Annotated in this window: 24 protein-coding genes; 22 read left to right on the plus strand and 2 right to left on the minus strand. The window is 46.4% G+C overall.

Features of this window, described 5'->3' with window-relative positions:
- From MKS89_RS02900 to prfC, 20 genes are all read left to right on the plus strand, one after another.
- On the plus strand, window positions 1-1,236 hold the full coding sequence (locus tag MKS89_RS02900) for a hypothetical protein (RefSeq protein ID WP_072961272.1): 1,236 nt from the start codon (window positions 1-3) through the stop codon (window positions 1,234-1,236).
- Complete coding sequence (locus MKS89_RS02905; RefSeq protein ID WP_072961270.1) at window positions 1,233-2,564, plus strand: flippase; 1,332 nt, start codon at window positions 1,233-1,235, stop codon at window positions 2,562-2,564. Before MKS89_RS02900 ends, MKS89_RS02905 begins: the two co-directional genes overlap by 4 nt.
- The gene (locus MKS89_RS02910; protein ID WP_072961267.1) at window positions 2,554-3,606 is read left to right on the plus strand and encodes a glycosyltransferase family 2 protein; all 1,053 of its coding nucleotides are present in this window, start codon (window positions 2,554-2,556) and stop codon (window positions 3,604-3,606) included. The genes MKS89_RS02905 and MKS89_RS02910 overlap by 11 nt, the downstream gene beginning before the upstream one ends.
- Complete coding sequence (locus MKS89_RS02915) at window positions 3,603-4,766, plus strand: glycosyltransferase (protein WP_072961264.1); 1,164 nt, start codon at window positions 3,603-3,605, stop codon at window positions 4,764-4,766. Before MKS89_RS02910 ends, MKS89_RS02915 begins: the two co-directional genes overlap by 4 nt.
- A gap of 115 nt (window positions 4,767-4,881) precedes the next feature.
- Window positions 4,882-5,421: a serine O-acetyltransferase gene (locus MKS89_RS02920; RefSeq protein WP_072961262.1), complete on the plus strand. Its 540-nt coding sequence runs from the start codon at window positions 4,882-4,884 to the stop codon at window positions 5,419-5,421.
- A gap of 2 nt (window positions 5,422-5,423) precedes the next feature.
- On the plus strand, window positions 5,424-6,449 hold the full coding sequence (locus tag MKS89_RS02925) for a glycosyltransferase family 4 protein (RefSeq protein ID WP_159439606.1): 1,026 nt from the start codon (window positions 5,424-5,426) through the stop codon (window positions 6,447-6,449).
- A 32-nt stretch (window positions 6,450-6,481) separates the two neighbouring features.
- The gene (locus MKS89_RS02930) at window positions 6,482-7,228 is read left to right on the plus strand and encodes a heparin lyase I family protein (protein ID WP_159439605.1); all 747 of its coding nucleotides are present in this window, start codon (window positions 6,482-6,484) and stop codon (window positions 7,226-7,228) included.
- Window positions 7,218-7,667 (plus strand): glycosyltransferase family protein, encoded by a 450-nt coding sequence (locus MKS89_RS02935; protein WP_072961255.1) that lies wholly within the window; start codon window positions 7,218-7,220, stop codon window positions 7,665-7,667. The genes MKS89_RS02930 and MKS89_RS02935 overlap by 11 nt, the downstream gene beginning before the upstream one ends.
- Window positions 7,664-8,137, plus strand: a complete 474-nt coding sequence (locus MKS89_RS02940; protein WP_072961251.1) for a glycosyltransferase — start codon at window positions 7,664-7,666, stop codon at window positions 8,135-8,137. Before MKS89_RS02935 ends, MKS89_RS02940 begins: the two co-directional genes overlap by 4 nt.
- A gap of 45 nt (window positions 8,138-8,182) precedes the next feature.
- Window positions 8,183-8,626 (plus strand): acyltransferase, encoded by a 444-nt coding sequence (locus MKS89_RS20885; protein WP_106406978.1) that lies wholly within the window; start codon window positions 8,183-8,185, stop codon window positions 8,624-8,626.
- 17 nt (window positions 8,627-8,643) lie between these two features.
- Window positions 8,644-9,459 carry a polysaccharide deacetylase family protein gene (locus MKS89_RS02950; RefSeq protein WP_159439604.1) on the plus strand — a complete coding sequence of 272 codons (816 nt, stop codon included), beginning with the start codon at window positions 8,644-8,646 and terminating at the stop codon, window positions 9,457-9,459.
- Window positions 9,460-9,761: 302 nt separating this feature from the next.
- Entirely contained in the window at window positions 9,762-10,238 is a 477-nt protein-coding gene (locus MKS89_RS02955) for a hypothetical protein (RefSeq protein WP_072961249.1), read from the plus strand.
- Between the two features lie 85 nt (window positions 10,239-10,323).
- Window positions 10,324-11,730 (plus strand): O-antigen ligase family protein, encoded by a 1,407-nt coding sequence (locus tag MKS89_RS02960; protein ID WP_106406977.1) that lies wholly within the window; start codon window positions 10,324-10,326, stop codon window positions 11,728-11,730.
- Window positions 11,731-12,103: 373 nt separating this feature from the next.
- A complete protein-coding gene (locus MKS89_RS02965; RefSeq protein ID WP_072961243.1) occupies window positions 12,104-13,060 on the plus strand; it encodes a porin in 957 nt (318 codons plus the stop codon).
- Window positions 13,061-13,137: 77 nt separating this feature from the next.
- The gene (locus MKS89_RS02970) at window positions 13,138-13,815 is read left to right on the plus strand and encodes a YccT family protein (RefSeq protein WP_072961240.1); all 678 of its coding nucleotides are present in this window, start codon (window positions 13,138-13,140) and stop codon (window positions 13,813-13,815) included.
- Between the two features lie 19 nt (window positions 13,816-13,834).
- On the plus strand, window positions 13,835-14,281 hold the full coding sequence (locus MKS89_RS02975) for a low molecular weight protein-tyrosine-phosphatase (protein WP_072961236.1): 447 nt from the start codon (window positions 13,835-13,837) through the stop codon (window positions 14,279-14,281).
- Between the two features lie 355 nt (window positions 14,282-14,636).
- Window positions 14,637-16,205: a polysaccharide deacetylase family protein gene (locus MKS89_RS02980; protein WP_072961233.1), complete on the plus strand. Its 1,569-nt coding sequence runs from the start codon at window positions 14,637-14,639 to the stop codon at window positions 16,203-16,205.
- A gap of 237 nt (window positions 16,206-16,442) precedes the next feature.
- A complete protein-coding gene (locus tag MKS89_RS02985; protein WP_072961378.1) occupies window positions 16,443-17,165 on the plus strand; it encodes a response regulator in 723 nt (240 codons plus the stop codon).
- Between the two features lie 272 nt (window positions 17,166-17,437).
- Window positions 17,438-17,980: a porin family protein gene (locus MKS89_RS02990; protein WP_072961230.1), complete on the plus strand. Its 543-nt coding sequence runs from the start codon at window positions 17,438-17,440 to the stop codon at window positions 17,978-17,980.
- A 157-nt stretch (window positions 17,981-18,137) separates the two neighbouring features.
- Window positions 18,138-19,727 (plus strand): peptide chain release factor 3, encoded by a 1,590-nt coding sequence (prfC, locus tag MKS89_RS02995; protein ID WP_072961227.1) that lies wholly within the window; start codon window positions 18,138-18,140, stop codon window positions 19,725-19,727.
- Between the two features lie 86 nt (window positions 19,728-19,813).
- Here the strand turns inward: prfC and srmB are convergent, their stop codons facing one another.
- Both srmB and MKS89_RS03005 read right to left on the minus strand, forming a co-directional pair.
- Window positions 19,814-21,058 carry an ATP-dependent RNA helicase SrmB gene (srmB, locus tag MKS89_RS03000; RefSeq protein ID WP_072961376.1) on the minus strand — a complete coding sequence of 415 codons (1,245 nt, stop codon included), beginning with the start codon at window positions 21,056-21,058 and terminating at the stop codon, window positions 19,814-19,816.
- A gap of 152 nt (window positions 21,059-21,210) precedes the next feature.
- Window positions 21,211-21,933: a tRNA1(Val) (adenine(37)-N6)-methyltransferase gene (locus MKS89_RS03005; RefSeq protein WP_072961224.1), complete on the minus strand. Its 723-nt coding sequence runs from the start codon at window positions 21,931-21,933 to the stop codon at window positions 21,211-21,213.
- Window positions 21,934-22,550: 617 nt separating this feature from the next.
- Here MKS89_RS03005 and brnQ point away from each other — a divergent pair.
- Window positions 22,551-23,867, plus strand: a complete 1,317-nt coding sequence (brnQ, locus tag MKS89_RS03010; RefSeq protein WP_072961222.1) for a branched-chain amino acid transport system II carrier protein — start codon at window positions 22,551-22,553, stop codon at window positions 23,865-23,867.
- Window positions 23,868-24,080: 213 nt separating this feature from the next.
- A protein-coding gene (gene prfB / locus MKS89_RS03015) for a peptide chain release factor 2 (protein WP_106406976.1) occupies window positions 24,081-25,179 on the plus strand; the annotation gives its coding sequence in 2 pieces (ribosomal slippage) (window positions 24,081-24,155 and window positions 24,157-25,179; 1,098 coding nt in all).
- Window positions 25,180-25,199: the final 20 nt, after the last annotated feature.

Below are 25,199 nucleotides of genomic sequence, written 5' to 3' on the forward strand. Positions count from 1 at the left end.
ATGAGATTCCACAAAAACACGTTATATAGTCTGTTAATTTCGTCTAATTTGTTATTTTTGACACTGTCTAATGGGTTGTTCAAACGTCCGATTCTGACGTTATATCTACTGATTTTTCTGTTGTTGTCATTTCGACCGTCGATTATCAAACAGATGTTTTCATTATGTCGGCGCTGTTATCCACTCATGATTGTTTTTGCATGGTGTGCAGTGACGGGCCAATGGTCGTCATGGCCGAAAGCGACTTATTATGAATTGCTTTGGCAATTGATCTTGTTTGGTTATGTGACGCTGTTTGTGATCCATTTTTATGCGATCAATGCTCGGCGTGTTGTTTACTACACCTTTTGTGTCTGGCTATTTTTAACTTATCTTTTAGTGTTCAAAAATGATGTATTGGCCGGGCGGTTGCTGGAAATATCAGGTGCGTTTGCCAATAAAAACAATTTAGGGCCGATTATCAGTGTCTTTTTGTTTTTTTATATCTACTCGGTCCAGCGCTGGAATGGATTGAGAGTGGGGATGTTGCTGGCAACTTTTTTACTGTTGTTGGCGACGGTATCCAAAACATCGATTGCACTTTTTGTGCTGGTCACTTTGCTTGCCTGGCGTATTTTTTACTGGGACAAGCAACTGGTTCATCGTTTCCGTCGGCTTTATTACGGTAGCGGTCGCATCGTCGGGTTTGGTATCTCGGTTGCTTTAGCGTTGATGCTGGTGCTCTATTACCGGGACATGGTGGATTGGTTGTTGATGCATGTCCGGGATGAATGGCTGACTGGCCGCGGTAAGCTTTGGTTGGTCATGTTGAATCAATCTTATGACAAACTATTTTTGGGCGTAGGTTACTCCGCAGTTTGGGGATTGGGTGACAACAACCTGATCCAAGAAACAGAACTCGCAAAATATGCACCGGAGTGGGTAGAAAAGCTGGCCGCATCGGATGGCGGTTATGTCGATATGCTTATTTCTATCGGTGCCATCGGAACCGCGCTTTTCGTCTATACCATTGGTGATTTTTTTATGACCTTTTATATATCACTGCGAACTCAGAAAAACGTCGCAATCACGAAGTTATGTTTTTGTGTCGGCACGTTTGTTGTTTTGAATAATGTCACGGAGACGAAGTTTTTATTGGGTTCCGGCTTTAGCTGGTTTTGTTTTCTCTTTAGCTATGTGTTGTTGAAATACATTACAGGCAAAGAGCATATTTTAAAAAATAAAGTGTCGTCATGAGTAATATTCGGAAATTAATTTGGTTCAGTCTGGACAACCTTGGTGGGGTATTGTTTGGATTGTTCAGTATCGTCTTTATTGCCAGAATATATGGGCCGACGAATATGGGATATCTCTCTTATATTCAAGCATTGGCGAGTATTCTCTCTTGCGTGTTTATTCTGGGAATGGATAACGTCGTCATGAAAGAATATGTGCTGCATCGTGATAAAAAGCGGGTATTTTATGCGGTCTCTCTGGTGCGTTTGGTTGGTGGTATCGTATTCTTTGGTGCAGTGTTTGGTTGGGCTTATTTTTTCAGTAAAACACCGGATGAACTGGTGTTGGCACTGGCGTTCACCGCTTGTGTCACCACTTATTTCGGCAAGTCCTCTGCATTTCGGCTCTATTTTCAAGCGACCGAACAACCCCGGGTGCTGTCCATTTCTACGGTGGCGTCGCGTGTGGCAGCCATCGCCTATATTCTGGGGGTGATTTACTTTCAGCTGAGTTTTATCTGGGCAATTTTCTATCTGGTGGTGTACTCGGTGGTCGCTCAGGTGATCTTACTGTGTGAATTTTATCGCGAGACTAAAGATGAGGTGTTCCCTGCGATTGCAGAGAGTCTTCGATACGGTAAACAGTTGCTGAGCGAGTCGAAGTTTGTCTTTTTCTCTTCAATTCTGTTTCCGATCTTTATGTACTTTGATGTGGTGATCATCGAGAAATTCCTCTCTCCTGAAGCGGTCGGGTTATACGGTGTCGCAACGAAGTTAGTCATGCAGTTACTGTTCGTCGGTCATATTTTCGTCTTTGCATTTTTTACCCGTCTCAACCAAGAGCTCAATGAACAGCAGTTGGATGGTTATATTTTCAGAAATATTGTCCGGCTGATGATTTATTGTTCTGTCGGTGGCGGTATTTTTGTCAGTTTAACCGGCGACTATATCGTTCACTTGCTTTACGGAGAGCAGTACCAAGGCGCGGGAATCATTCTCAAGATCCTGATTTGGAAACTGGTGTTTTCTTACTTTGGGGCGCTGTTTTCCCGGGTGCTGATCATCAGACAGTGGACCAGTATTGAACTGGCTAAAACGATTGTCGCATCGACGGTTTCTCTCTGTGCGTCGATTGTGGCCGTGCAGATCTGGGGAGCGACCGGTGTGGCTACGGTATCCGTAGTTTCTTATGCAATTGCTGATTTATTCGCTTATCTGTTGTTTGCCCGGACGCGTATTTTTTTCGTGGTTGTTGTACAAGAGTTGGCGCGTATTTTTATCCGGCCAATCGAGGCGTTCAGACAGAGCGTGGCATTTCTGGTAGAGGGGCGTCAGCGTTATGGCCATTAGTATGACCGACATTGGTATGACAGACATTAGTATCATTATCCCGACATACAATGCAGCCGAAACTTTGCCTGATACGCTCAGGTCTATTTTTGCCAGTTGTCCTGAAGAAGATAGTCGTTTTGAAGTGATTGTCATTGATGATGGCTCAAGTGATGCGACCCAAGCACAATTAGCAGCGCATTTTGCTCAGCAACTCGGTAGCGGCAGATTGTGTTATCACCACCAACAAAATGCTGGGGTCAGTGTGGCGCGGAATACCGGACTGAATTTAGCTCAGGGGCGTTATATCACCTTTGTCGATGCCGATGATGCGGTTCAGCATGACTACCTCATCCGTCTCTATGAACTGATTCAACAGCATCCGGATGTCGATATCTTCGAGTTTGGTTATCAGACTTTTCGCCATCAGGTTGATACCGTGCTGGGGCGCGGGCATGTAACACGCTGTCGGGGATTCAATGCCAAGCAACCGGCATTTGAAGGTGCGGTTTCATCCTTTGTCTGGCTGGTGATGTGTCGCCTGATTAAAGCGGATGTGGCAAAGCAGGCGACTTTCCCGGCCGGGGTAAAATACTGTGAAGATTTGATGTACTTATGCGTCGTGTATGCGCAGGCCCGATCATGTTATGCCAGCGATCTGGCGCTATATCGTTACCGGATTGGTGAAACTAGTGCGATTTCCCGGGTCACGATGGCGCAGTGTCAGCAGGTTCGCGAGTTTCTTCATACGCATGTGTTTCATGAGCGTCGGGTCAATGGTGAGCAATCAGACGGTACTGCGCAAGCCCATTCTGCACAAACCAATGTTGCGCAAACCAATACCGCGCACCTGAAAACGATTGTCGATGCGAATTTGTATTATATGTGCCACTCGGCAGGTAAACGCACCATGCCATTCTTTGAATTTTGCCGTCAGGTGCGACGTTTGCCGCTGCTGACGATATGCAGACTCTATATCCAAGGTCTGTTATCCCGTCGTAAGACGATGATCTGTCTCTTTCCCTCGATTTATTTTTTCGGTCATAGGATGAAACGGCGATGAGAATTATTTTTCGGATTTCTTATATGGGATTTGGCGGGGCAGAACAGGTGTTTTTGTCTGTCGCCAGAACACTGATGCAGGCGCATGACGTGCTATTTGTTACGGATCGCGCAGAGGGGGCAAGTTACACCACACTGTTGAACGAAAATATTCCGGTGCGCAGTCTGGATGTGAAGCGAACCTTCATGAGTCTGTTACGTTTTAAACGTGTGATCGATGAATTTCAACCTGACGTGATACTTTCGGCTTATCCGGATACCAATGCGGCTTGTCTTTTGTCCGCAGCAATGGCTCGGCATCAGGCCAAAGTCGTGGTCAGTGAACATGCCTCAATCGTTGAACATTTTCAGCATCAATCTGTATTGACTCGTGTGAAAGTTCGCCTGATTGTGCAGTGTCTCTATCGTATGGCGGATCAGGTCGTGGCGGTGTCTGAAGGGGTGATGAACGATATCGTGCCGCTCATCAAACGTGCCGATAAATGCTGTTTCATTCACAATCCGGTGCGCTTTGATCAGACCGCTCCTGCATTCGATTCGCAACCCGTCCGCCAACCTACGGATGCCCAGCAATCGGTTCTTGCTCGAACCGATGCTGCTGGCGCGGTAAAACGCGGTGCCTCCAAAACCATTTTGGCTGTCGGGCGAGTCACACCGCAAAAAGATTATATGACTTTACTTCGTGCTGTCCGTTACCTGATAGAGACACAACATCGAGATGATATACAGGTCATGATTGTCGGTGGCACACATGATAAGGCCGAAATGGCCCGATTAACCGAGTATATCGAACGGCATCAATTACAACCTTACATCACGTTTGTTGGCTTTTCGGATCAGGTTGAGCGTTATTACGCCCAAGCGGATCTGTTTGTCCTGTCATCCGCGTGGGAAGGATTCGGCAATGTGATTGTCGAGGCGCTCGCGTTTGGTGTGCCGGTTGTGTCTACCGATTGTCGCAGTGGTCCCGCTGAAATTTTACAAGATGGTCGGTTTGGCCGGTTGGTCACCGTTGGAGATAGTACCGCGCTGGCGATGTCGATTGTTGATGAACTCGATACGCCGTCTTGTCCCCGTGAAGCGCGTTTAGAACGTGCTGCACAGTTTTCTGAACGTGAGATCAGCGCACGGTATAGAACACTGTTTGAAGCATTGGTTTAAGGCTTTGTGGCATAACGAATCGGTTGAATGGTGTCATGTTTCTGTTTCACATGTGGCGGACTTTAACGTTCAGTGGGCTTTTTCAAATAATGAGTGAGCTTAAAGGTTTTCGGAGATGGTGAATAATATCAGGGCGGATGTATTTCGCTGGTATGGAAAATACAGCAGGTTGCTATTGGTGAAGGCCTTTCTTAGTCAGAAGGGATTCCGTTTCGTTTTGTTCATGCGATTGGCAAATCATGGTCGGCGCATTCCGGGGCTCAATGTATTGTTTATCTTGCTCTATAAGGTATCCAAGATCATTTATACCAGTGATGTCAATTATCGTGCTTCGATAGGACCGGGACTGAGAATGCACCATGTCTTCGGCACCACTTGGGGAGAACATGTCACGATCGGTCGGAATGCGACGATTGTACATAACGTCACTATCGCCGGTAAAGACGGCGCGTGGCCGATCATTGGTGACAACGTCTATCTCGGCACCGGCTGTTGCATTCTCGGTGGGATTCGCATTGGCAATAACGTGGTGGTGGGTGCGAATGCCGTCGTGACCAAAGATGTTCCCGACGATGCCATTGTTGCCGGCATCCCGGCCAAAGTCGTGTCAGAAAAAGGTTCTGCCGATTTCATCATTAACCCATGGAGCGACTGAGTGTGGATATTATCGTATTAGGAACCGGTCAGAATGGCGGGATTGATGCTGTGATTAACAATCTGAAGCTCAATTTGAATCAGCAGTTTCGCTATCGTCGGTTTATCAGCCATAAAGGGGGCAATAAATTATTTGACCTGATGTTGGCGCTGTGGGGATTGTGGGTTGTTTTCTGGTTATCGCTCCTTCCCGGAGAACGTATCTTTCACCTGCATATGTCTTATCGCGGGAGTTTCTGGCGTAAAAGGATGTACCTGAAAGTGGCACACTTTTTTGGTCGTAAGGTACTGATCCATTTACACGGTTCTGAATTTAAAAAATTCTATCAGGCCAGTGATGCCAACGTGCAGCAGAAGATCCGGCAACTTATCTGTCGCGCGGATGCCTTTATTGTCCTTTCTGAATCATGGCGTGAGTATATCGAGTCGATCCTTGAGCCGCCACAGCAAGCCAATCTGGTGATACTCCCCAATTTTGCCGTTGTCGCGCCGTCTCCGGAATCTGAAGGGCAGCAGAATCATGTGTTGTTTTTGGGTGCCTTGATTGATCGGAAAGGCATTTTTGATCTGTTGCGTGCCTTACGCGATCTACCGGATGTGATTTTACATGTCGGTGGCGGCGGTGATGTGGCGCGTTTTCAGCAAGCAGTCGCTGAGTTCGGGGTTGAAAAACAGTTGGTATTTCATGGCTGGATTGATCATGAGCAGAAAGCCCAGCTAATGGCCGCAACGCAGCTATTGGTTCTGCCATCTTATAATGAAGGATTGCCGGTGGTGATTCTTGAAGCGATGGCTTCAGGGCTCCCTGTCTTGTCAACACCGGTTGGCGGTATTCCTGAGGTGATTATGCCCGGACAAACCGGTTATCTGGTGGAACCGGGCAATATTGAACAGTTAACCGCGATGATCCGCCAAGCGCTCGATGATGATGCTCGGTTAAATATGGCCGAGAATGCGAGAGCGCTTTATCAACAAAATTACGATGTGTCGGTTGTCATGCCGCGCTTAGAAAAACTATATGTCAGCTAAAACCATATGTCAGCTAAGGTTAGGTTATGATCATGAAAAAAATTTTATATCTATGTCTCTTTGGGGTTTTGGGGAGTTATTCCGCAATAGCCGCAGCCTGTTGCAGTGAAGAGCAGCAGTCTGCCGAGCTGAAACAAGTACTTGGGTATAACCAATCCGCCGAACAGTTCTTTTTTGAAGCCAATCCTAAAGCCATCGCGCTAAAAGACGATGGCATACAGTTTATTCTGACGGGGAATAATTCTTATATCTTTAACGGTGAGCGTTCGGAAGTCAGTGTTCAGAGCCCGTATGAAGTTGGTGATACGGTTCGTTATCAGTTCACTTTCAAGCTACTGGACTCTCCGGTTTTTTCTCAAGGATGGGATGGGGTTTGGGTGATTGTCGCCCAGTGGCACGATCAACCCGATCCGAGAAAAGGGGAGACTTGGTCAAATTATAAGAGTAGCCCGCCGCCGCTCTCCTATCATCTCGAATATGATGACCAACTTTATCTGGTGCTACATACGGATAATCACGATGAAAGAATTCCTGTCCGGCCCGAGCAGCAAATTACTTGTCGCACTCAGGTGCACTGGCTCTATCAGACCGATGGTCGGGTGTCAGGCTGGTGTGATGTGGACGGCGTTCGGCATCCGTTTGATTTTGCCGATGACATCATGATTAACGATTATTACCACTATTTTAAGTTTGGTTTATACCGTGACAAAAATATCGATGAGTTGATGGGTATCGAATATAAGTCGCTGACGATCAATGAGGTAGACGATGAAAAATAAGATATTGTTGGTGGCTTCTCCGGGCGGGCACTTTGTTCAGTTGAGCCTGCTTTCTGAAAAGCTCGATTGTTGTGAAAGGATCGTTGCAGGGACTTATGATAAGCAGCCCGGTTTTATGGCGGGAGAGCGATATTACCAAATTTCGGATTTTAGCCGCGATACCGCTTATCTGGCGGTTAAAGTGGTATGCCAGTGTCTGAAGATCCTGAACAAAGAGCGGCCGTCTCTGGTAGTGACCACTGGCGCTGCCCCCGGGTTGGTGATGGCGTTGCTGAGTAAAATGCGTGGGATAAACACCGTCTGGGTTGACAGTATCGCCAACTCGAAAAAACTGTCGTTGTCGGGGCGGTTGGCTGCGAAGTGTCGTATCCATGTTGTCTCACAGTGGCAAGAGGTCGCTGAATCCCATCAGGTGACTTATCAAGGAAGAGTGATATGATTTTTTTAACCGTAGGTACACAACTACCGTTTGATCGATTGGTTCAAACGGTTGATCAATTGGCAGAAAAATATCATCTGGATGTTTGTAGCCAGATCGGTGATTCGGACTATCAGGCCAAATCAATTCAGAGTGCCAAGTTTTTTGCGCCGGATGATCTTGATGACCAGTTTCGCCAGTCTGAATTGATCATCTCTCACGCTGGGATGGGGACGATTATCAATTGCCTGCGAATCCGCAAGCCGTTAATTATTTTCCCCCGGTTGGCTCAGTATCAGGAACACCGCAATGATCATCAGTTGGATACACTGAATTCATTTTCCAATGTGAAGGGTATTTATACCGCCCGGGACGAACAAGCGCTTGAAGCGTTGCTGAGCAATTATCAGACATTACAAGCGCCCGATGGATTGGATACGCCAGAACGTGATCAATTGGCGCAATATATTCTGTCTCTGGCAAGTGCATGATTGCCTCGTCGATATGTTGATACGAACGATATGTTGATATGAACGATGATGAAAAAAATTAAAGACTTGATACAAATTCAGCTCCGACAACGTCTGCTTTCTTTGAATGTGTGGTACCTCAACCGCTTTTTCGGGACACACATCGATGCAACAGCCAGAATTTCTTTAAAAGCCAAAATCGATAAACGCAATGGTGACGGGATCTATATTGATGAAGGGACATACGTTGCGTTTGGTGTCGCGATTTTGGCACATGATATGTGTCGCCATCTCAAAGCGGATGTCCGGATTGGTAAGAATTGTCATATCGGCTGCAATTCACTGATCTTACCCGGTGTGACGATCGGTGATTCATGTATTGTGGCTGCGGGGGCGGTTGTGACGAAAGATGTCCCACCCAACACGTTAGTGGCTGGTAATCCGGCAATTGTTAAGAAAGAAGGAATTCACCTCAATCGGCTGGGAATTCTTCCGAAAGATTCAGTTTAATCATGGAAGTGAAATCAATGAGTGTTATCAATCATCAATATAAATATCGGCTAAAGCCAAAATTTGGCCGGGTTTATATCGGGATAATCATGGCTTTGGCGACCGCTTTTCAAGTCAGTGCTGACACCATCACATATCCGAATGGGGCGCATGTTGCGGTTCATCTGTCGTATGATGATGGACTGTCATCTCAGTTGGATCATGCGATTCCCACGCTCGATGAATACAATATCAAAGGCTCTTTTTATCTGTTACCGGGTTCAGCAACGCTCAATAATGAACGCCAGGTTGAAGTGTGGAAGAAAGCAGCGCAGAACGGCCACGAACTGGGTAATCATACGGTGTTTCATCCCTGTTCATCTAAAGGCCCTGAGCGGAGTTGGGTCAAACCTTACGCATCTCTGGAGCAGCGAACACCGGAATGGATGGCGGCTGAAGTGAAAATGGCGAATACGTTCCTGTTTTTACTCGACGGCCAAAAACGTCGTACGTTCACACCACCATGTTTTGAGACCATGACGGGGAGTGGTGATTATTTGTCGGCCGTCCGGCCGCTGGTCGCCGGGGTATATGGGCGCACATTACCCAAGCCGGAAGAAGTTTTCTGGTCTGCCCATAACGTCTCTGGTCAACAGCTCATCAATTATATTAAACGTTCGGCCACGAATCCACGGACTAAAATTATCGGCATTAAATTTCATGGTGTCGGTGGTGATTATTTATCCGTCAGTGACGAAGCGCATCACGAATTGGTGCAATATCTGGCGAAGCATCATGATCAATATTGGGTAACAACTTATAAAAATATTGTTGATTATATTCATCAACAGTAATCCTTTCCCTCGATATGTATTCTTTTTTATCGGCTATCGAAGACTCATTGAACAGGCTGTGGTGCGATTGATGAGTCTTATTTATGATTATTTCAGCTTATATTTGTCTCATTATTGATATTAAGGTTAGTTCCTAATTCAATTACCTTGTTTGCACTGCCGCCTAACCCTATAGTTTGCCTTATCGAATGAATATAATAAATTTATCAACAGATGGGTTGTTATATTTATTATCGGATGAGATCGCCATGATTAAATTGGCATAACAACGGGTAATAGTGATGAAACGCAAAGGATTGGTAGTGAATATTTTATGGAGTGTCGGATTGGCATTCTCCGTAATGGCCGCACCGGATGACGGGACGACGCAGACTGATACCGTTTCAGCGGCTGCCGCTTCTGGTGAACAAGCGCGAATCGGGCAACAGGTGGAACAGCTGTTTGCTGATCATGCCCCGCTCGACGTGGTTCGTCTCATGGCTGAGGAAAATCCACTTGATGCACCGATGGTACTTCAGGCCGTGTATCGTAAAGCACCAAATGTTTCTCTTGAGAGCCTCGTGTTAGCAGCGTTTAATGCAGCGCCTGAAGCTGCGTTGGCAATTGCATCAATGGCACTCGATTTGGGGTTAGATGCGACGCTTTTACCGGAACTTGCCATTGTCGCTAATATTGACCCGACAACTATTGCCCAAGCAACCGCAGCGGGGCCTGCCGAAACACAATCCGAATCAATCATCAGGCGTCACTCCCGGGGAAGTGGTATTTCTCCAAGTTAATATCGGGTCATGATGTGCAGCCGTAACTTCCTTACTTACCGTCAGAATTCAGAATTAAGGACGTGAACCTTGAGAGAGGAAGATCGTGACTCATAGTGAACGTTGGTGCTGGTATTCTTTATTGCTCATGTTGATCTGGCTGCCGATTCCACTTGGCAGCCACCGGATGTGGTCATGGTCGATATTTGAGATCTGGATATCTTGTCAGACGCTGTTGCTCAGTGCGTCTTTGTGGCACCAATTCCCTTGGCAGAAAATCAGAAAATTTGTCTGGTTGCTGGCACCGCTGAGTCTTTTTCAGTGTTGGATTGCGATTCAGGCAATTCCATTACCGGTTGAGGTACTCAGTATCATTGCACCGGATGTGGCTCAGGTTTATCGTCAGGTCGGTGCGGACGTCGGGAGTCTTTCCTATGATCGCTATGCGACATTGACAGGGTTGATGAAAGGGATCGCCTATACGTTATTTGCGTTCAATGCAGTCGTTCTGATCCATTCCGTCAAACGTGTAAAAACCGTGCTGTATGCGCTGGTTATCAGCGGGACTTTCCAATCATTTTATGGCGTCTTGACCGTATTATTAAATAGCCATCAAAGCTGGTTCTTTGGTTTGCCGCAAGGTCATCGGGCGACGGGAACCTTCTTGTATTTCAACCACTTTGCCAACTATCTGGTGATGTGTCTGTGTCTGGGGATCGGCCTGATTGTCTCACAATTACATCAGACTGAATCCGGGTCGTGGCATGTGCGTATCAGGCGGTGGTTCAGTGCAGTGATGTCCGCCAAAATGATGATCCGTTTGTGTCTGATTGTGATGGTTATTGCTTTGATCATGACACGTTCTCGAATGGGCAATGCGGTTTTCTTCTCCGTGATCGCGTGTGGCGGTGTCATTGCTCTTTGTTTTTATAAAAGAAGACCGAGAGCGTTAACGGCATTAATCATCTCCATGATGATCATTGATACATTTCTGGTGGGGACGTTGTTTGGTATCGATAAGGTCAAGCAGCGTATCGAAGCCACTTCCATTGAAACCGAGACTCGCGATCAGGCGGTGCAGTGGAGTCTGGATATCATTCGGGATTATCCGTTGACCGGCACGGGGTTAGGGAGCTTTTACTCTACCTTCCCGCACTACACGCACTACAATATCGGCTATTACAACTATGCCCATAATGACTATGTCCAATTCGCTGCTGAGGCGGGGATCCCGGCGGTTGTACTGTTAAGTTTACCGATACTGGTCGCATTGTGGTTTTGTTTCAATGTGATCAGAACCAGGCATAGCAAAACGTTAAAAGGCACCGCGTTAGGATGCCTGATGGGAATTTTGGCCATGATGGCGCAGATTAGCGTCGATTTCCATCTACAGGCGCCCGCGAACGCGGTGACATTTATTTTAATTCTCGTGTTGTCCGGCTGTGTGAGACAGATTCAAGTTCGTCCGGAAAGTCATCCGGTTGCCGTTGACCATTTGTTGTTGAAAAACTAATTGCTGAAACTTTTCGTTGAAAATTAGTTGTTGAAAACTAGTCATTGAAAAATTTTCTGTTAAAAACTTTTCGTTGAAAAAATGTCCAGTGAAAAACTGACTGTTTGAACGTTGTGATTTTATTAGATAACGGAGAGAACAGCCGAGAATTTGTTTTATTTATAAGAATGACACGATAAAAATTTTTATTTATTTAGCGCTGAACAAGAACTTTCATGGAATTGACGTCTACGCGCTCAATCTATGGATTAATCCTGCAAGTCGTTCAGGATACGATAAATATGACGCTTGACCTGGGTCGTAAGTTATTTTTTCTGAAATTGTTTGTCGGAGTGAATAGGACGTCAGTACGATTAAGATATCGGGGAATAAAATGAAAAAGACATTAATTGCTTTAGCAGTGGTAAGCAGCGCTTCGGTAGCTCATGCTGCGGAAATATATTCACTGGATGGTGTTACCGTTGATTTATCCGGTGAGGTGGATATGCAGTATTATAAATCTCAGGATAAAAGTCAGCATTCTGAATGGAATGTGAACGAAGCGAAGTTTGGCTTTGATATGACTTATGAAATGACCGAGGATCTGGTTGTTGGCTCACATATGGATGTTGACGCCAATGATGAAGAAGACAATGGTTCGGTCAGACGCGGTGATGTATATGGCAAGATCATCTACCTTCAGTCACATACGATTAGTTTTGGTGCGCAACCAACGATTCTGGATGACGCCGGGATCGGGGATGACTATGAATTCGGTTTTACCTCCTTCGTTGAAAGTGCGAAAAATGAAGGGGATCAGGTCATTAAATATAAATATGACGGCGGCGAAATGTTCTATGGCGGGCTGGCATATTTAGAAAATAAGAATAATACCAGTGGCAGTAACGATGATTATCAGCTCGATGGCAATTTAGGCGCAAGAGTAGAAGATTTTGACTTTACCATTTTCCTTGCACGTGCCCAGAAGAATGAGATGGATATCAGTACCTACGATCTGGAAGTCCGCTATCTGTATGGTGACTGGCAGTTGGCCACAACATACGGCATCTCTTCGACAGAGCAGGAAAATGCATCCGATCGGGATAAATCAACGTATGGTTTGACCGTGAGCTATAGCGATGGTGGTCGGTTGGAATATGCTGCCGGATGGGCGGTTGTTGAAACAGATCATAGCATCAGTAACGCGGTACCAAACGGTGATGTTAATGATTTCTATGTCAATGTGACTTATGCTTTGTCAAATGATGTCGCGCTCTATGCCGAAGTCGGTTTGACCGATGCAAATGATCAAGAAACGGGTTATGTCATCGGTATGGATACGACGTTTTGATGATGTCGGTATGGTGGCTCGATTGATCGAGTCGCTGCAAATTCATGAATACATAAACATCATCTAAGGACGTCATTTTGAAACGCATTGTATCTATTTTAGGCGTGCTCGCCGGGAGCTTTTCTTGCGCGACACTGGCAGCAGAATTGACCTTGCCGAGGAGTGTTGAGTTATTGGCTCTCGATGGTCAGAAAGTTGCGCATACAGCGGTGCTTCAACTGCCGGAAGGGAAGCATCAGTTCGTGTTTCGGTATGAAGAATCACTACGTTTCGGCTCTCGTAAGAAGAAATATCAGTCAATGCCTTTGATTGTTTCAATCCCATTTTCCGATTCAGCGCAGATGGCGCTACGCCATTCTCGTTTGCGGGACTATTCTGCCGCGGAGTCGGCATTTAAGAATGGCACCGTCGCATGGCAATTATCAAACTCGCAGGGCAAGCTCACGGAGCTTCATCCGGTTGAACTACCCGGTAACCCTGGCTTTTTGCCTTATCAGAATATTGAGGCTGCCATTGGACGCTATAATCGCCAGCATGGTATTCCGATGTCATCTGGCAGTGCGTCGGTGCGAGCCGAGCAGGGGGCTGCGACGCCCAAACAGCAAAAAACGATGAATCCGCGTCAAACCGTCGTTCCTGAACCATCAGATGCTCAATACACAGGTGATTTTGTGCCCCGGATTCAGGCTTGGTATTTACATGCAACGGATGCAGAACGTAAAGCTTTACTCAAATGGATGATTGAGCAGCAATAACGTTTTGAAGAGATGCCCCATGTTTGAAAACATTCTCGTGATTTGTGCAGGGAATATCTGCCGTTCTCCTTATGCTGCCGGGCGACTTCAGTGTCTTATACCTTCTCATACGGTGCACTCTGCCGGATTGCTCACTGAGAACAGTGGGCTTATCGGTGCTTCGGCTGCCCCAGAGGTGCAAGTCATTGCCCACTCATTGGGGATCGATCTGACCGCTCATCAGGCTCGGCAAATTAACACTGCCATGGTCGATGGCTGTGATTTGATTTTAGCAATGAACCAAAATCAGATTGATATGCTGAGCCGAATGTTTCCGAAAGCACGCCATAAAACGATGCTTTTCGGCCATTGGATTGGTGTCAGTCAGATTGACGATCCTTATCAGAAATCCTCCGCAGTTTTTCAACAGGTATATGCTGTTCTTGATCGTGCGGCGCAAGCTTGGGCTGATAAGCTCGGTCAGTAAGCTGTTCCTTCCAGGAGACTACACAGATTAATTGTTTTTCGCCTATACGGTTAGTCTGTGCCATATTTATGAACATGTAGCATAATAAAATCCCCCTATCTTTTGTCATGCTTCCCAAAATAAGAAGGCTAAACATATATATACAGCAACCTTACTTTTCTCTGTTATTTCAAATTGTTTTGCCATGCATGATTGCGCCTGACGAATGAATGAAGTTACTTATTGAAATTAAATGGATTTGTCTTGGTGTTTTTATTCGGTCATTTTCGCTGAAACGGCACCGGAAGTAACTCGGGGATTCTCCCCGGTTCATGATGAATGAAATAGTCTGTTTAATAGTGAGGGAGAGAAAAATATGAAGTTGGCTAGGTGGCTTTTATCTTTACATCACCGACTCTACGGTGGTTTGTTAATGATGTGTTTGGCCGTGGTTGCTGTCACGGTTCAGGCCAGTGAGGTTGAAACAACGAATCTGCCCACACCACAATTGCTGGAAAGTTTCGATTCTATGACGGGATGGTCCGTCAATCGCGGGGGCGTCTTCCAACAGGTCTGCCCGGTCACGGAAGGACAGGGCGCAATGGCTGTTCTCGGTAAGGGGGAGGAGCTGTCTCATGCTATTGCTCAGAAGACATTACAGACGCCGGTCAATTCAAATGATATGGGCGTGATTGCTTTTGCGGTGCGTAAGGTTTTACCGCGCGTGACGAGCAATTTGAATGTCAGATTTAGCACGGCTGGTGGTTCGTACACTGGTGTCAATTATCATCTCAATGTGGCTAACTTGAACTCGAATGCACCATTGAAAACGTATTGGGTTGTGTTTCACCAATCAGAAGATCCATTGTTGTCACAAGCGGTTGATGTGACAAAAGTTCGGGTCAGTTCGCCGTCTCGTAATGCACCTTATTTGATCAACAATGAAATTGATTCACTTTATGTGAATGCGAAAGGTCAACCGACAGTCGTGATCGGGTTTGATGATGGGGAAGATACGATAGTAAGCACTGCCTATCCCTATATGACCCAGCATGGCTTGGTCGGTACAATCTATGTTCCGACCCAGCAGGTTGGTTGGGTAAATCGACTGACTTGGGAGCAAATTTCAATGTTGTCGGATGCCGGTTGGGCGATCAGTGTGGATGGTTCACCGGATGATACACCGATGACCGATGCTGCGGATATCGACACTGCGGTTGCCAACGCGATTTCCGCGTGGGATGAATTGAAACAGCATGGGCTTGATTCCGAAGCGATGTTCCATCTGTGCTATCCCGGTGGAAAATTTTTCGATACATCTGTTCGACCGATTCAGGTGACATCCATGATGTCGGATGGTTCGAACGTAGTGATGCTGGATAACCACTATCCGATCCATGTCGGGATGCGCGTCTATGGGTCGAATATTCCCAAGAATACCTATGTGATTAACGGCGGTGGGGAATCCGTTGCTTCGGTCACTTTGTCTCAAAAAATTCCGCCACAGAATTTACCTGCCATGTTTAATGATGAATCTGGGGCATTTTATTTAGATAAGCTTCCGGCAGCATTACATAAAGCCGGATTTAAATCAGGACGAATTACCGTCGGCGGCGATATGTATACCCGGTTTGGTTTTGGCGGCAGAGAGATGACGACCATTGGTCAAGGTGTCTCTTACATGACATTTAACCAGTTTTCCCCATTACTGGAGCAAGTCGTTCTGCGCGGCACCACGATAGAAACTTATTTTCATCGGATTGTGCCTGATCCGGTGGAAGGCTGGACGCCGGATACACCGAATCCGGGGATCAATGTTTATGAGTCATTTTTCAAAGCTTATATTGATGCCGTTGCTGAAAAGGTTCAGGCCGGAGAGCTGGTTGTGCTGACCAAGCCACAGTGGTACGAGCGGGATATTGATAAGACGGTTCCTGAACCCTAATTGAGTTGAAAGCCCACGGTTTCGCAAGATACTATTTTCGAACATCGGATTGATGTCGGACAGCATTCCCTTTTCGTGCTTACCAAATGGTGTGAAAGCTGTCGCGGAAAGGGAATGGCTGGTTGCTGCTCATTCAGTACAGAATGTGTTGATTTGATACAAACTGCTACATTCTTTCCGGCTGAATTTCGCTACACTGGTTTCAAAAGTCGTTTTATTTTGCGGAGCCAGAAATCAATGACCCCCTTGCCGAATTACAATAAACGGATTCTTTTAGTTGAAGATGATACTGAGCTTGCCGGCCTGATCGAGGATTTTTTGTCTCGTTATGGTTTTGAAGTGATGACGGTGAACAACGGAACGGATGCCGTGAAACAAGTGGCTGACCTTCAACCGGATTTGGTGATTCTTGATGTGATGTTACCGGGAATGAACGGCATGGAAGTCTGTAAAACGATACGCAGTTTCTATACCGGCTATATCTTGATGCAAACGGCTCTGGACGATGATGCTGATCAGATGAGGGGATTGGAAATTGGTGCCGATGATTATGTGATCAAGCAGGTGCAGCCCCATTTATTACTTTCCCGGATTTATGCTTTATTACGACGTTCAGAACGAAGATCACCGCCAGCCAATACGACGATAGAACCCAATACCCTGATGTGTGGGCCATTGGTGATTGATTTAAGTAATCGGACGGTTGTATTGAATCAGCTCCCCGTTGAGACCACCACCGCAGAGTTTGAACTGTTGGTCTTACTGGCGAGTACGGTTGGTCAAGTGGTGAGTCGGGATGAGATTTTACAGAAAATACGCGGTTTTGAGTACGATGGTTTAGATCGGTCGATTGATCGCAGAATATCTCGATTGCGGCAAAAACTGGTGCTGGACAATGGTAAAGAACTGATCAAAACGGTCAGAGGCGTCGGTTACCAACTCTGTGTTTATTCCGATTGAACTGACCCGAAACCTAGCCTTAAACCCACCGGGAGCCGTGAGCGTTTCGTCTACGCCGTAAATAGGATTAGGATTTGTCTTCCCCAGACAGACCATTTCTTTTGCCAGTATTGCATATTGGAACCGACCCGTCGTGCTGTACTGAGCCCTCCATTCGCTGTTACAAACTGTCACACAGCGTCACCATAAGCCTCTCAAATCTCAGCCTCTGTTCAATGATAATGACGCCGTGATGCATTTTGTCCATTTTCATTGTAGTCAGAGGGAAAGTAATGAAAAAAATCATAAGTATTTTAGGCACCGCTAGTGTATTACTCGCATCAACGAGTGAGGCGGCGACATGGGTCGGGATTGAAGCGGGGATCGGTTCTTCTGATTATGAATCCGCATCGGACAGTATTGATGTTTCATGGACAGGGGCGATTCAGGCGGGTGTGGATTTGAATCAGAATTGGAGTGTATTGGTCGGCGCACATATGGGTGGGGGGAGTAGTGTGCCTCGCAAAGAAATCGGCGTGATCACCGAATCAGAAGAGGAACTTGACTACCGTGCGCTATCACTGAGTCTCAACCGGAACTTTTACCTGACGGAGCGGCAGTTTTTTTATGCGTCTGTGGGGATGAATTATAACCAGACAGAAGTTGAGCTGCATGGCGTCAAAACCATTGATGAAGATGGGATCGGTTACAATTTACGAGCGGGATGGCTATTTCGTTTAAATCAACGTTTTTCGGTCAATGTCGGTCTGCAACGTTTAGGGATGAGTGATGTGGATGTTAACTCGGCCAATGTTGGGTTGATGTATCGTTTTTAGTCACTGTGATTGTTGCACAACCAGATTGTTTAAACAGCCAAGATCAGCGAGAATAGCAGCCTCTTACGATTCACATGACGGATTTGATCTGTGGCGCGCCCGAAAGGCAGCTTGAAACATGTGTACGAATCCGTTGTACAGATAAAAGATTTTATTCATGGCTGACCAGAATTTTCTTAACGAAGTTAATAAGCGAAGAACCTTTGCTATCATTTCCCACCCGGATGCGGGTAAAACCACCATTACTGAAAAAGTGCTGCTGTTCGGACGTGCGATTCAACAAGCCGGTACCGTAAAGGGACGTGGCTCGAATCAACATGCGAAATCAGACTGGATGGATATGGAAAAAGAGCGGGGAATTTCGATTACCACGTCAGTCATGCAGTTCCCTTACAATGATTGTCTAGTCAACCTGCTCGATACCCCCGGACACGAAGACTTTTCTGAAGATACGTATCGGACGCTGACAGCGGTTGACTCTTGTCTGATGGTGATCGATGCCGCAAAAGGGGTCGAGGATCGGACGCGTAAGCTGATGGAAGTGACCCGTCTGCGAGATACACCGATTGTGACCTTCATGAACAAGTTGGACCGAGATATCCGCGATCCGATGGAGCTGCTGGATGAAGTTGAGAATGAGCTGAATATTCTCTGTGCGCCGATCACTTGGCCAATTGGCTGCGGTAAAAACTTTAAAGGTATTTATCACCTACACCGTGACGAGACCATTTTGTATTCTACCGGTCAGGGGCATACCATCCAAGAGTTGCGCATCGTCAAAGGTCTCGATAATCCGGCGCTTAATCAAGCAATCGGTGATGATCTGGCAACGCAGTTAAGAGAGGAACTGGAACTGGTCGTCGGGGCATCGAATGAGTTTGATCTGGAGCTGTTTCTTCAGGGGGAACTGACGCCGGTATTCTTCGGTACTGCGTTGGGGAACTTCGGGGTCGATCATGTACTCGATGGTTTGACTGAATGGGCGCCGGCACCGCTACCGCGTGAAACATCTGAACGCTTAGTTGAGGCAACCGAAGAAAAATTCACTGGGTTTGTGTTTAAAATTCAGGCGAATATGGATCCCAAACATCGTGACCGGATCGCCTTTATGCGGATTGTGTCCGGCTCTTATCAGCAAGGTATGAAAATCAATCATGTCCGGATCGGTAAACAGATTAGCATTTCTGATGCGGTAACTTTCATGGCCGGTGACCGAGCGCGGGCTGAAACGGCATTTGCCGGAGATATTATCGGCTTACATAACCACGGTACGATTCAGATTGGTGATACCTTTACGCAGGGTGAAGCGATGAAGTTTTCCGGAATCCCTAATTTTGCACCGGAGCTGTTTCGTCGTATTCGTCTCAAAGATCCATTGAAGCAGAAACAATTGCTGAAAGGATTGGTGCAGTTATCAGAAGAAGGTGCCGTGCAGGTTTTTCGTCCGATGCAAAATAACGATCTGATCGTTGGTGCGGTCGGGGTGTTGCAGTTCGATGTGGTCGTTGCGCGTCTGAAATCCGAGTATAACGTGGAAGCGATTTACGAGAGTGTTAACGTTGCAACCGCGCGCTGGGTCGAGTGCGATGATGCCAAGAAGTTAGATGAATTCCAGCGTAAGAATCAGGCTAATCTGGCTTTAGACGGTGGCGATAATCTGGCTTACATTGCGCCGACAATGGTCAATCTCAATTTGGCGAAAGAGCGCTTCCCGGATGTTGATTTCCGTGCGACGCGTGAGCATTAATCGCGTCGTCTCTTGAACGATCTTGTCTCGATAGAAACAAAAAAGCTCCCTCAGGGAGCTTTTTTGATCACGACGTTTAACCGATGTTACTTCTTCTTTTTAGCGGCTTTCTTTTTCACGGGCTTTTTATCTTTGGTGGCCGATTTTTTCTTCTCCGGAGACTTTTTCTTTTTGAAGACGGGCTTTTTATGTTTGGGTCGTAACCCGTCAATAAACCGTTCTTTAATCTCTTCGTTCATATAACGCTGAATCCGTTCGATCATTGGTTGATCATGTGCTTCGACCAGAGAAATCGCGATCCCTTTTTTACCGGCCCGCGCGGTCCGGCCTATTCGGTGTAGGAACACATCTGCGGTCCGGGGCATATCGTAATTGATGACATGGCTGATATCAGAAATATCTAAGCCGCGGGCAGCAACATCGGTTGCCAGTAAGATGTTGATATCACCTTCGCGAAAACGGGTAATGGCATTGTTTCGACGTTCTTGGGGCATCTCTCCCTGAATCCAGGCACAGGGAATCTGACTCCGTTCTAGTTCTGTACGTAGCTCTGCCAGTCGATCACGGGTTTTCACGAATACGATGGCTCGCTGAGATTGGTTGGTCAGAATCTCTTTCAGTAGATCATTTTTATGCACCAGACTATCTGCCCGGTGATACCACTGGGTGATTTTTTTTCTTTCCCGGCGCGGTGGTTCCGCGCGAACTTCTGCCGGTTCATTCAATAGATCTTCAGCAAACCCATCAACGCCTTTTCCTTCTAGGGTGGCAGAGAACAACAAGGTCTGTTTACGCCAACGACATTCAGAAGAAAGGCGATTCACGGTCGGTGCAAAGCCCATATCCAACATCCGATCCGCTTCATCCAAGATCAGCCACTCGATAGCTCGACAATCAAAACGTTCGGCTTCGATGTATTCCATCAACCGGCCGGGAGTTGCGACCACAATGTCCTGTGTTGCATTCAGCAGATCAGCATGTTGCTGATATTGGACACCACCGGTAATCGTAACGATTTTCAGATGGGTAAACTGAGCCAGTGTTTGAATCTGTTCCGAGACTTGAGCGGCCAGTTCACGAGTCGGCGTGAGGATCAGAATCCGAGCTGGTCCCGGTTTTTTACGGGGAAAGTCGATTAAGTACTGAATCGCGGGCAGGCCAAACGCTGCGGTTTTTCCTGTGCCTGTCGGGGCAGAAGCCATGACATCCCGACCGTCTAAAGCGTAAGGGATGGACTCGGCCTGAACTTGTGTTGGGCGAGTAAATCCTGCTTTTTCAATGGCTTCAAGAAGACAGGGATCGAGTTCTAAGTCTGAAAAATTTTTAATCACGGCTATTTCTCTGCTTGTCGAACGCTCTGCATCAAAACGCTCATTCATCAAACTATCTGTTAAGCTATCCGTTATCAGTGACCTGTGCAATCGGGATGGCAAAACTAAAGCTCGGCATTATAGAGACTTCCATCACGATCTTACATCCTTTTTTACATCTTCAGATAAAACGCTTGGGTGAGTTCGGTAAATGCAGCGGTATAGCGATTTTGTGCGCGGATGGTGAGGCTGGTGACTTCACAAGTATCATGTGCCGATCGACTGAGTGAGAACAGCAACCGCGTCGGTGGTTTTGTTGTTGTCGGCGAAACAAGACAGTATCGGGTTAAGAACCAGCCTTGTTGTTTGGCCTGTTCAATTAACGTATCTCCTTCCTGACAAGGCAGAATCAAGCTGATTTGCCCTGACGGAGAGAGCAAATGCTGGCAGTGATGTAAGAGTTGTTGGTGAGAAAAGCCAGCAACATGGCGAGCAAGGGCTCGCGCCGGCGTGATGGATACCTGTCCGGCGGTAAAATAGGGCGGGTTACAGATGATCGCATCATAATTCGAGTGGGGTGCAAAGGTTAAGATGTCTTGATGTTTTACCGCGATCCGTGAAGCCCACGGGGAATGGTTGCGGTTATGGATTGCGGTCTGAATCGCTTGTTCATCAATATCGAGTGCCGTGATGTGTGCCTCCGGGAAACGTTGGGCACAAAATAAAGCGAGCAAGCCTGTTCCGGTACCGATATCGAGAATAGAGCGGAGATTTTCCCCCTTCATCCAAGCGCCCAATAACACGCCATCGGTGCTAACGGGCATCCCACATTCTCCGCCGGATACTGAGAATTGTTTGAAATGGAATGTTTTGGGATGCTGTGATTTTTGCTTCATAGATATTGTTTTACCCGTAACAGACTTCATTTCATTGAAGCCTTTTTTGAACGATTTTCAGTCCATATACCCAAGTAACCTCAAGATGCAGTTTCAGCGAGAATCACTGGGCTCAGAGGCAAGGCAGAGATTTGAGTCATAGCCATTCTATGGCGAGAATCTCTAACACAGTCTCTGAGCTCAGTGAACTCGCCCTTCGGGAGTGCTTCAATCGGCGCCTTTCTGCGTCAAATGCCATTGAAATGGGAAGGCCATTCCTGCCGACATTTTCCTTGAATGACGCCGATTGAAGACACTCTGAATCCTGCATCTTGAGGTCATTTGGGTATAAGACGTACATTTTGGCGAGATGTTGGCAGGAATAGCATCACCTTTCAAGGCCATTTCGTTGTGGCTGTTTTTGTGAATGTTTTGTACCAAATGATGTGTGTTTTTGTATCAACATTTTGCGTTTATATTGGTTTATTGTTCTAGTAAATGTGAATTTACATGGATCGATTAACTAATTTATATTGTGTTATTGATTATTTCATTCTGTTTGTTCATGATCGCGCAAAAAATGAAAGGCAGTCTACTGTCGCAGTTACAAACACAACATCAACATAAGAAGGTGATCTGTGAAACAGACATTGAAATTAACCGATATTATGGCGGTCGGCTTTATGCTGTTCGCTTTTTTTCTTGGCGCAGGCAATATTATCTTTCCGCCGCTTGCCGGACAAATGGCCGGCGAAAACCTGTCATCCGCAATGGGTGGTTTTTTACTGACGGCAGTCGGGCTCCCGCTGATTACGATTATTGCTGTTGCCGTGGCTGGCGGAAGCTGGCAACACCTAACTAAAGATTTGCCACTCAAAGTATCAACGATTATGGCGGTACTGATTTTTATCATTATCGGCCCCGCTTTTGCTGCGCCTCGTACGGGGCTGGTTGCTTTTGAGATGGCGTTTAAACCATTAGTCGGTGAAAGTATCTTCTCTAATCTTACTTTTTTCTCTGTCCTATTTTTTGTGATTGCTGCTTTCTTCTCCTGGTCTCAGGGTAAACTGATTGATTTAATTGGTAAAGTTTTAACCCCAACGCTGTTTGTCGGACTGATTATTGTCGCAGTTGGTGTGTTTATTCATCCACAAGGGACCATTACTGCGGCGCAAGGCGCATATCTGGAAAAGCCGTTAACTACCGGTTTTCTGGAAGGTTATAACACCATGGATACCTTTGCTTCGTTGATGTTCGGTATGTTGATGGTTGATGTTCTGCGGGGTAAAGGGATTACAGAATCCCGAGCGACCACCAAGTATCTGATTGCGGCTGCCTTTATCGCGGCTTTCGGACTCGCATTTGTCTATATTTCATTGTTCTATCTAGGGGCGACCAGTTCAGTTATTGCTACCGGAGCTGACAATGGTGGGGTGATACTCAGTCTGTATGTACAGGCAATGTTTGGTTATTTTGGTCAGTTTGTCTTATCGATCATTGTATTGTTGGCTTGTTTGACAACTGCGATTGGTCTGATTTCAGCGTGTTCTGATTACTTTAGTTCTCTGACGCGATTCAGTTATCACCAGTGGGTGATTGTGAACAGCGTAGCTTGTGCTGTGATTGCGAATGTGGGATTGAGTCAGTTAATTTCTCTGTCGATTCCGGTCTTATTTGCATTGTATCCGGTGGCGATTACGCTGGTTGCGCTGACATTTGTCCGAAATAAACTACCGAATCCTAAAGTTGCTTACCGAGTCGCTTTGCTGGTGTCTTTTCTGTTTGCGTTGATCGACGCTTTCAAGTTTGTCGGCGTGGATGTTTCCTTCTTCAGCTTCTTACCACTGTTTCATATTGGTATGGGCTGGATATTACCGACTGCAATTATTTTTGTGGCAATGTTTGGCATGTCTCGTTCAGAGCAACCCATGAACGTCAACGAAGCGACCAACTGATATGTCGTGAGTGAGAATTTGCTTACGATTCATCAAAGCGATTCTTATCCCCAAATCACTGAACGCGCATGATTCCTGAGAACATGGGCGTTCGGTTCGATTCTATCGCGTGCTGGAAACTCATGTGGAACCAGCAATTTTTCCTGTATCTTCATCACATTTTTCAGTAGAATTCTTCGGTTAAATTCTACTCTAATAAACGATTGAGCAATCATGTTTGAAATCAACCCGATAAAAAACCGCCTGCAGGACGTGTCTGAACGCACAAATGTCCTGAGGGGGTATCTTTGACTATGATGTAAAAAAAGAACGTCTCGAAGAAGTCAATGCAGAACTTGAACAACCCGAAGTCTGGAACGAACCTGAACGGGCTCAGGCGCTAGGAAAAGAGCGAGCTACGTTAGAGGCTATTGTTGAAACCATTGATCTCTTGGATCGTGGTGTTGATGATGTCGAAGGTTTACTTGAACTGGCGGTTGAGGCTGAAGATCAGGAAACGTTTGATGAGATCGGCCCTGAACTGGATGAGCTAGAAGCGAATCTGGAGAAGCTGGAATTCCGTCGCATGTTCTCAGGAGAGCATGATTCATCCGATTGTTATATTGACCTTCAGGCTGGTTCCGGTGGAACAGAAGCACAAGACTGGACGTCGATGCTGCTGCGGATGTATCTACGCTGGGCCGAAGCTAAAGGTTTCAAGACGGAAGTGATTGAAGTCTCCGAGGGGGAAGTCGCTGGTCTGAAATCCGTCACGGTACGGATCGTCGGCGAATATGCCTACGGATGGCTGCGGACCGAAACCGGTGTTCACCGTCTGGTGCGTAAATCTCCGTTTGATTCTGGTGGTCGTCGTCATACTTCTTTTGCATCTGCGTTCGTCTATCCGGAAGTTGATGAAAACATTGCTATTGATATTAATCCTGCTGATCTGCGTATCGATGTTTACCGGGCTTCAGGCGCGGGTGGTCAGCACGTCAATACGACCGAATCTGCGGTACGGATTACGCATTTACCGACGAATACAGTCGTTCAGTGTCAGACGGACCGCTCCCAGCACAAAAACAAAGATCAAGCGATGAAGCAACTTCGTGCGAAGCTGTTTGAACTTGAACTTCATAAACAGAATGCCGAGAAGCAAGCGAGCGAAGATGCCAAATCTGATATCGGATGGGGCAGTCAGATTCGTTCTTACGTGCTTGATGACTCGCGGATCAAAGATTTGAGAACGGGGATCGAAAACCGCAATACTCAGGCGGTTCTGGATGGAGATTTAGATAAATTTATTGAAGCAAGCCTGAAATCAGGTCTTTAAGCTTTTCACCGATATGACAG

This window comes from Vibrio gazogenes, assembly GCF_023920225.1.
In the GTDB taxonomy this organism is placed as follows: domain Bacteria; phylum Pseudomonadota; class Gammaproteobacteria; order Enterobacterales; family Vibrionaceae; genus Vibrio; species Vibrio gazogenes.

What these genes read in the sequence shown, in the direction of transcription:
- MKS89_RS02900 (WP_072961272.1), top strand. Translation starts at nt 1, where the DNA reads ATGAGATTCCACAAAAACACGTTATATAGTCTGTTAATTTCGTCTAAT.
- MKS89_RS02905 (WP_072961270.1), top strand. Translation starts at nt 1,233, where the DNA reads ATGAGTAATATTCGGAAATTAATTTGGTTCAGTCTGGACAACCTTGGT.
- MKS89_RS02910 (WP_072961267.1), top strand. Translation starts at nt 2,554, where the DNA reads ATGGCCATTAGTATGACCGACATTGGTATGACAGACATTAGTATCATT.
- MKS89_RS02915 (WP_072961264.1), top strand. Translation starts at nt 3,603, where the DNA reads ATGAGAATTATTTTTCGGATTTCTTATATGGGATTTGGCGGGGCAGAA.
- MKS89_RS02920 (WP_072961262.1), top strand. Translation starts at nt 4,882, where the DNA reads ATGGTGAATAATATCAGGGCGGATGTATTTCGCTGGTATGGAAAATAC.
- MKS89_RS02930 (WP_159439605.1), top strand. Translation starts at nt 6,482, where the DNA reads ATGAAAAAAATTTTATATCTATGTCTCTTTGGGGTTTTGGGGAGTTAT.
- MKS89_RS02935 (WP_072961255.1), top strand. Translation starts at nt 7,218, where the DNA reads ATGAAAAATAAGATATTGTTGGTGGCTTCTCCGGGCGGGCACTTTGTT.
- MKS89_RS02940 (WP_072961251.1), top strand. Translation starts at nt 7,664, where the DNA reads ATGATTTTTTTAACCGTAGGTACACAACTACCGTTTGATCGATTGGTT.
- MKS89_RS20885 (WP_106406978.1), top strand. Translation starts at nt 8,183, where the DNA reads ATGATGAAAAAAATTAAAGACTTGATACAAATTCAGCTCCGACAACGT.
- MKS89_RS02950 (WP_159439604.1), top strand. Translation starts at nt 8,644, where the DNA reads ATGAGTGTTATCAATCATCAATATAAATATCGGCTAAAGCCAAAATTT.
- MKS89_RS02965 (WP_072961243.1), top strand. Translation starts at nt 12,104, where the DNA reads ATGAAAAAGACATTAATTGCTTTAGCAGTGGTAAGCAGCGCTTCGGTA.
- MKS89_RS02975 (WP_072961236.1), top strand. Translation starts at nt 13,835, where the DNA reads ATGTTTGAAAACATTCTCGTGATTTGTGCAGGGAATATCTGCCGTTCT.
- MKS89_RS02980 (WP_072961233.1), top strand. Translation starts at nt 14,637, where the DNA reads ATGAAGTTGGCTAGGTGGCTTTTATCTTTACATCACCGACTCTACGGT.
- MKS89_RS02985 (WP_072961378.1), top strand. Translation starts at nt 16,443, where the DNA reads ATGACCCCCTTGCCGAATTACAATAAACGGATTCTTTTAGTTGAAGAT.
- MKS89_RS02990 (WP_072961230.1), top strand. Translation starts at nt 17,438, where the DNA reads ATGAAAAAAATCATAAGTATTTTAGGCACCGCTAGTGTATTACTCGCA.
- prfC (WP_072961227.1), top strand. Translation starts at nt 18,138, where the DNA reads ATGGCTGACCAGAATTTTCTTAACGAAGTTAATAAGCGAAGAACCTTT.
- MKS89_RS03005 (WP_072961224.1), bottom strand. Translation starts at nt 21,933, where the DNA reads ATGAAGCAAAAATCACAGCATCCCAAAACATTCCATTTCAAACAATTC.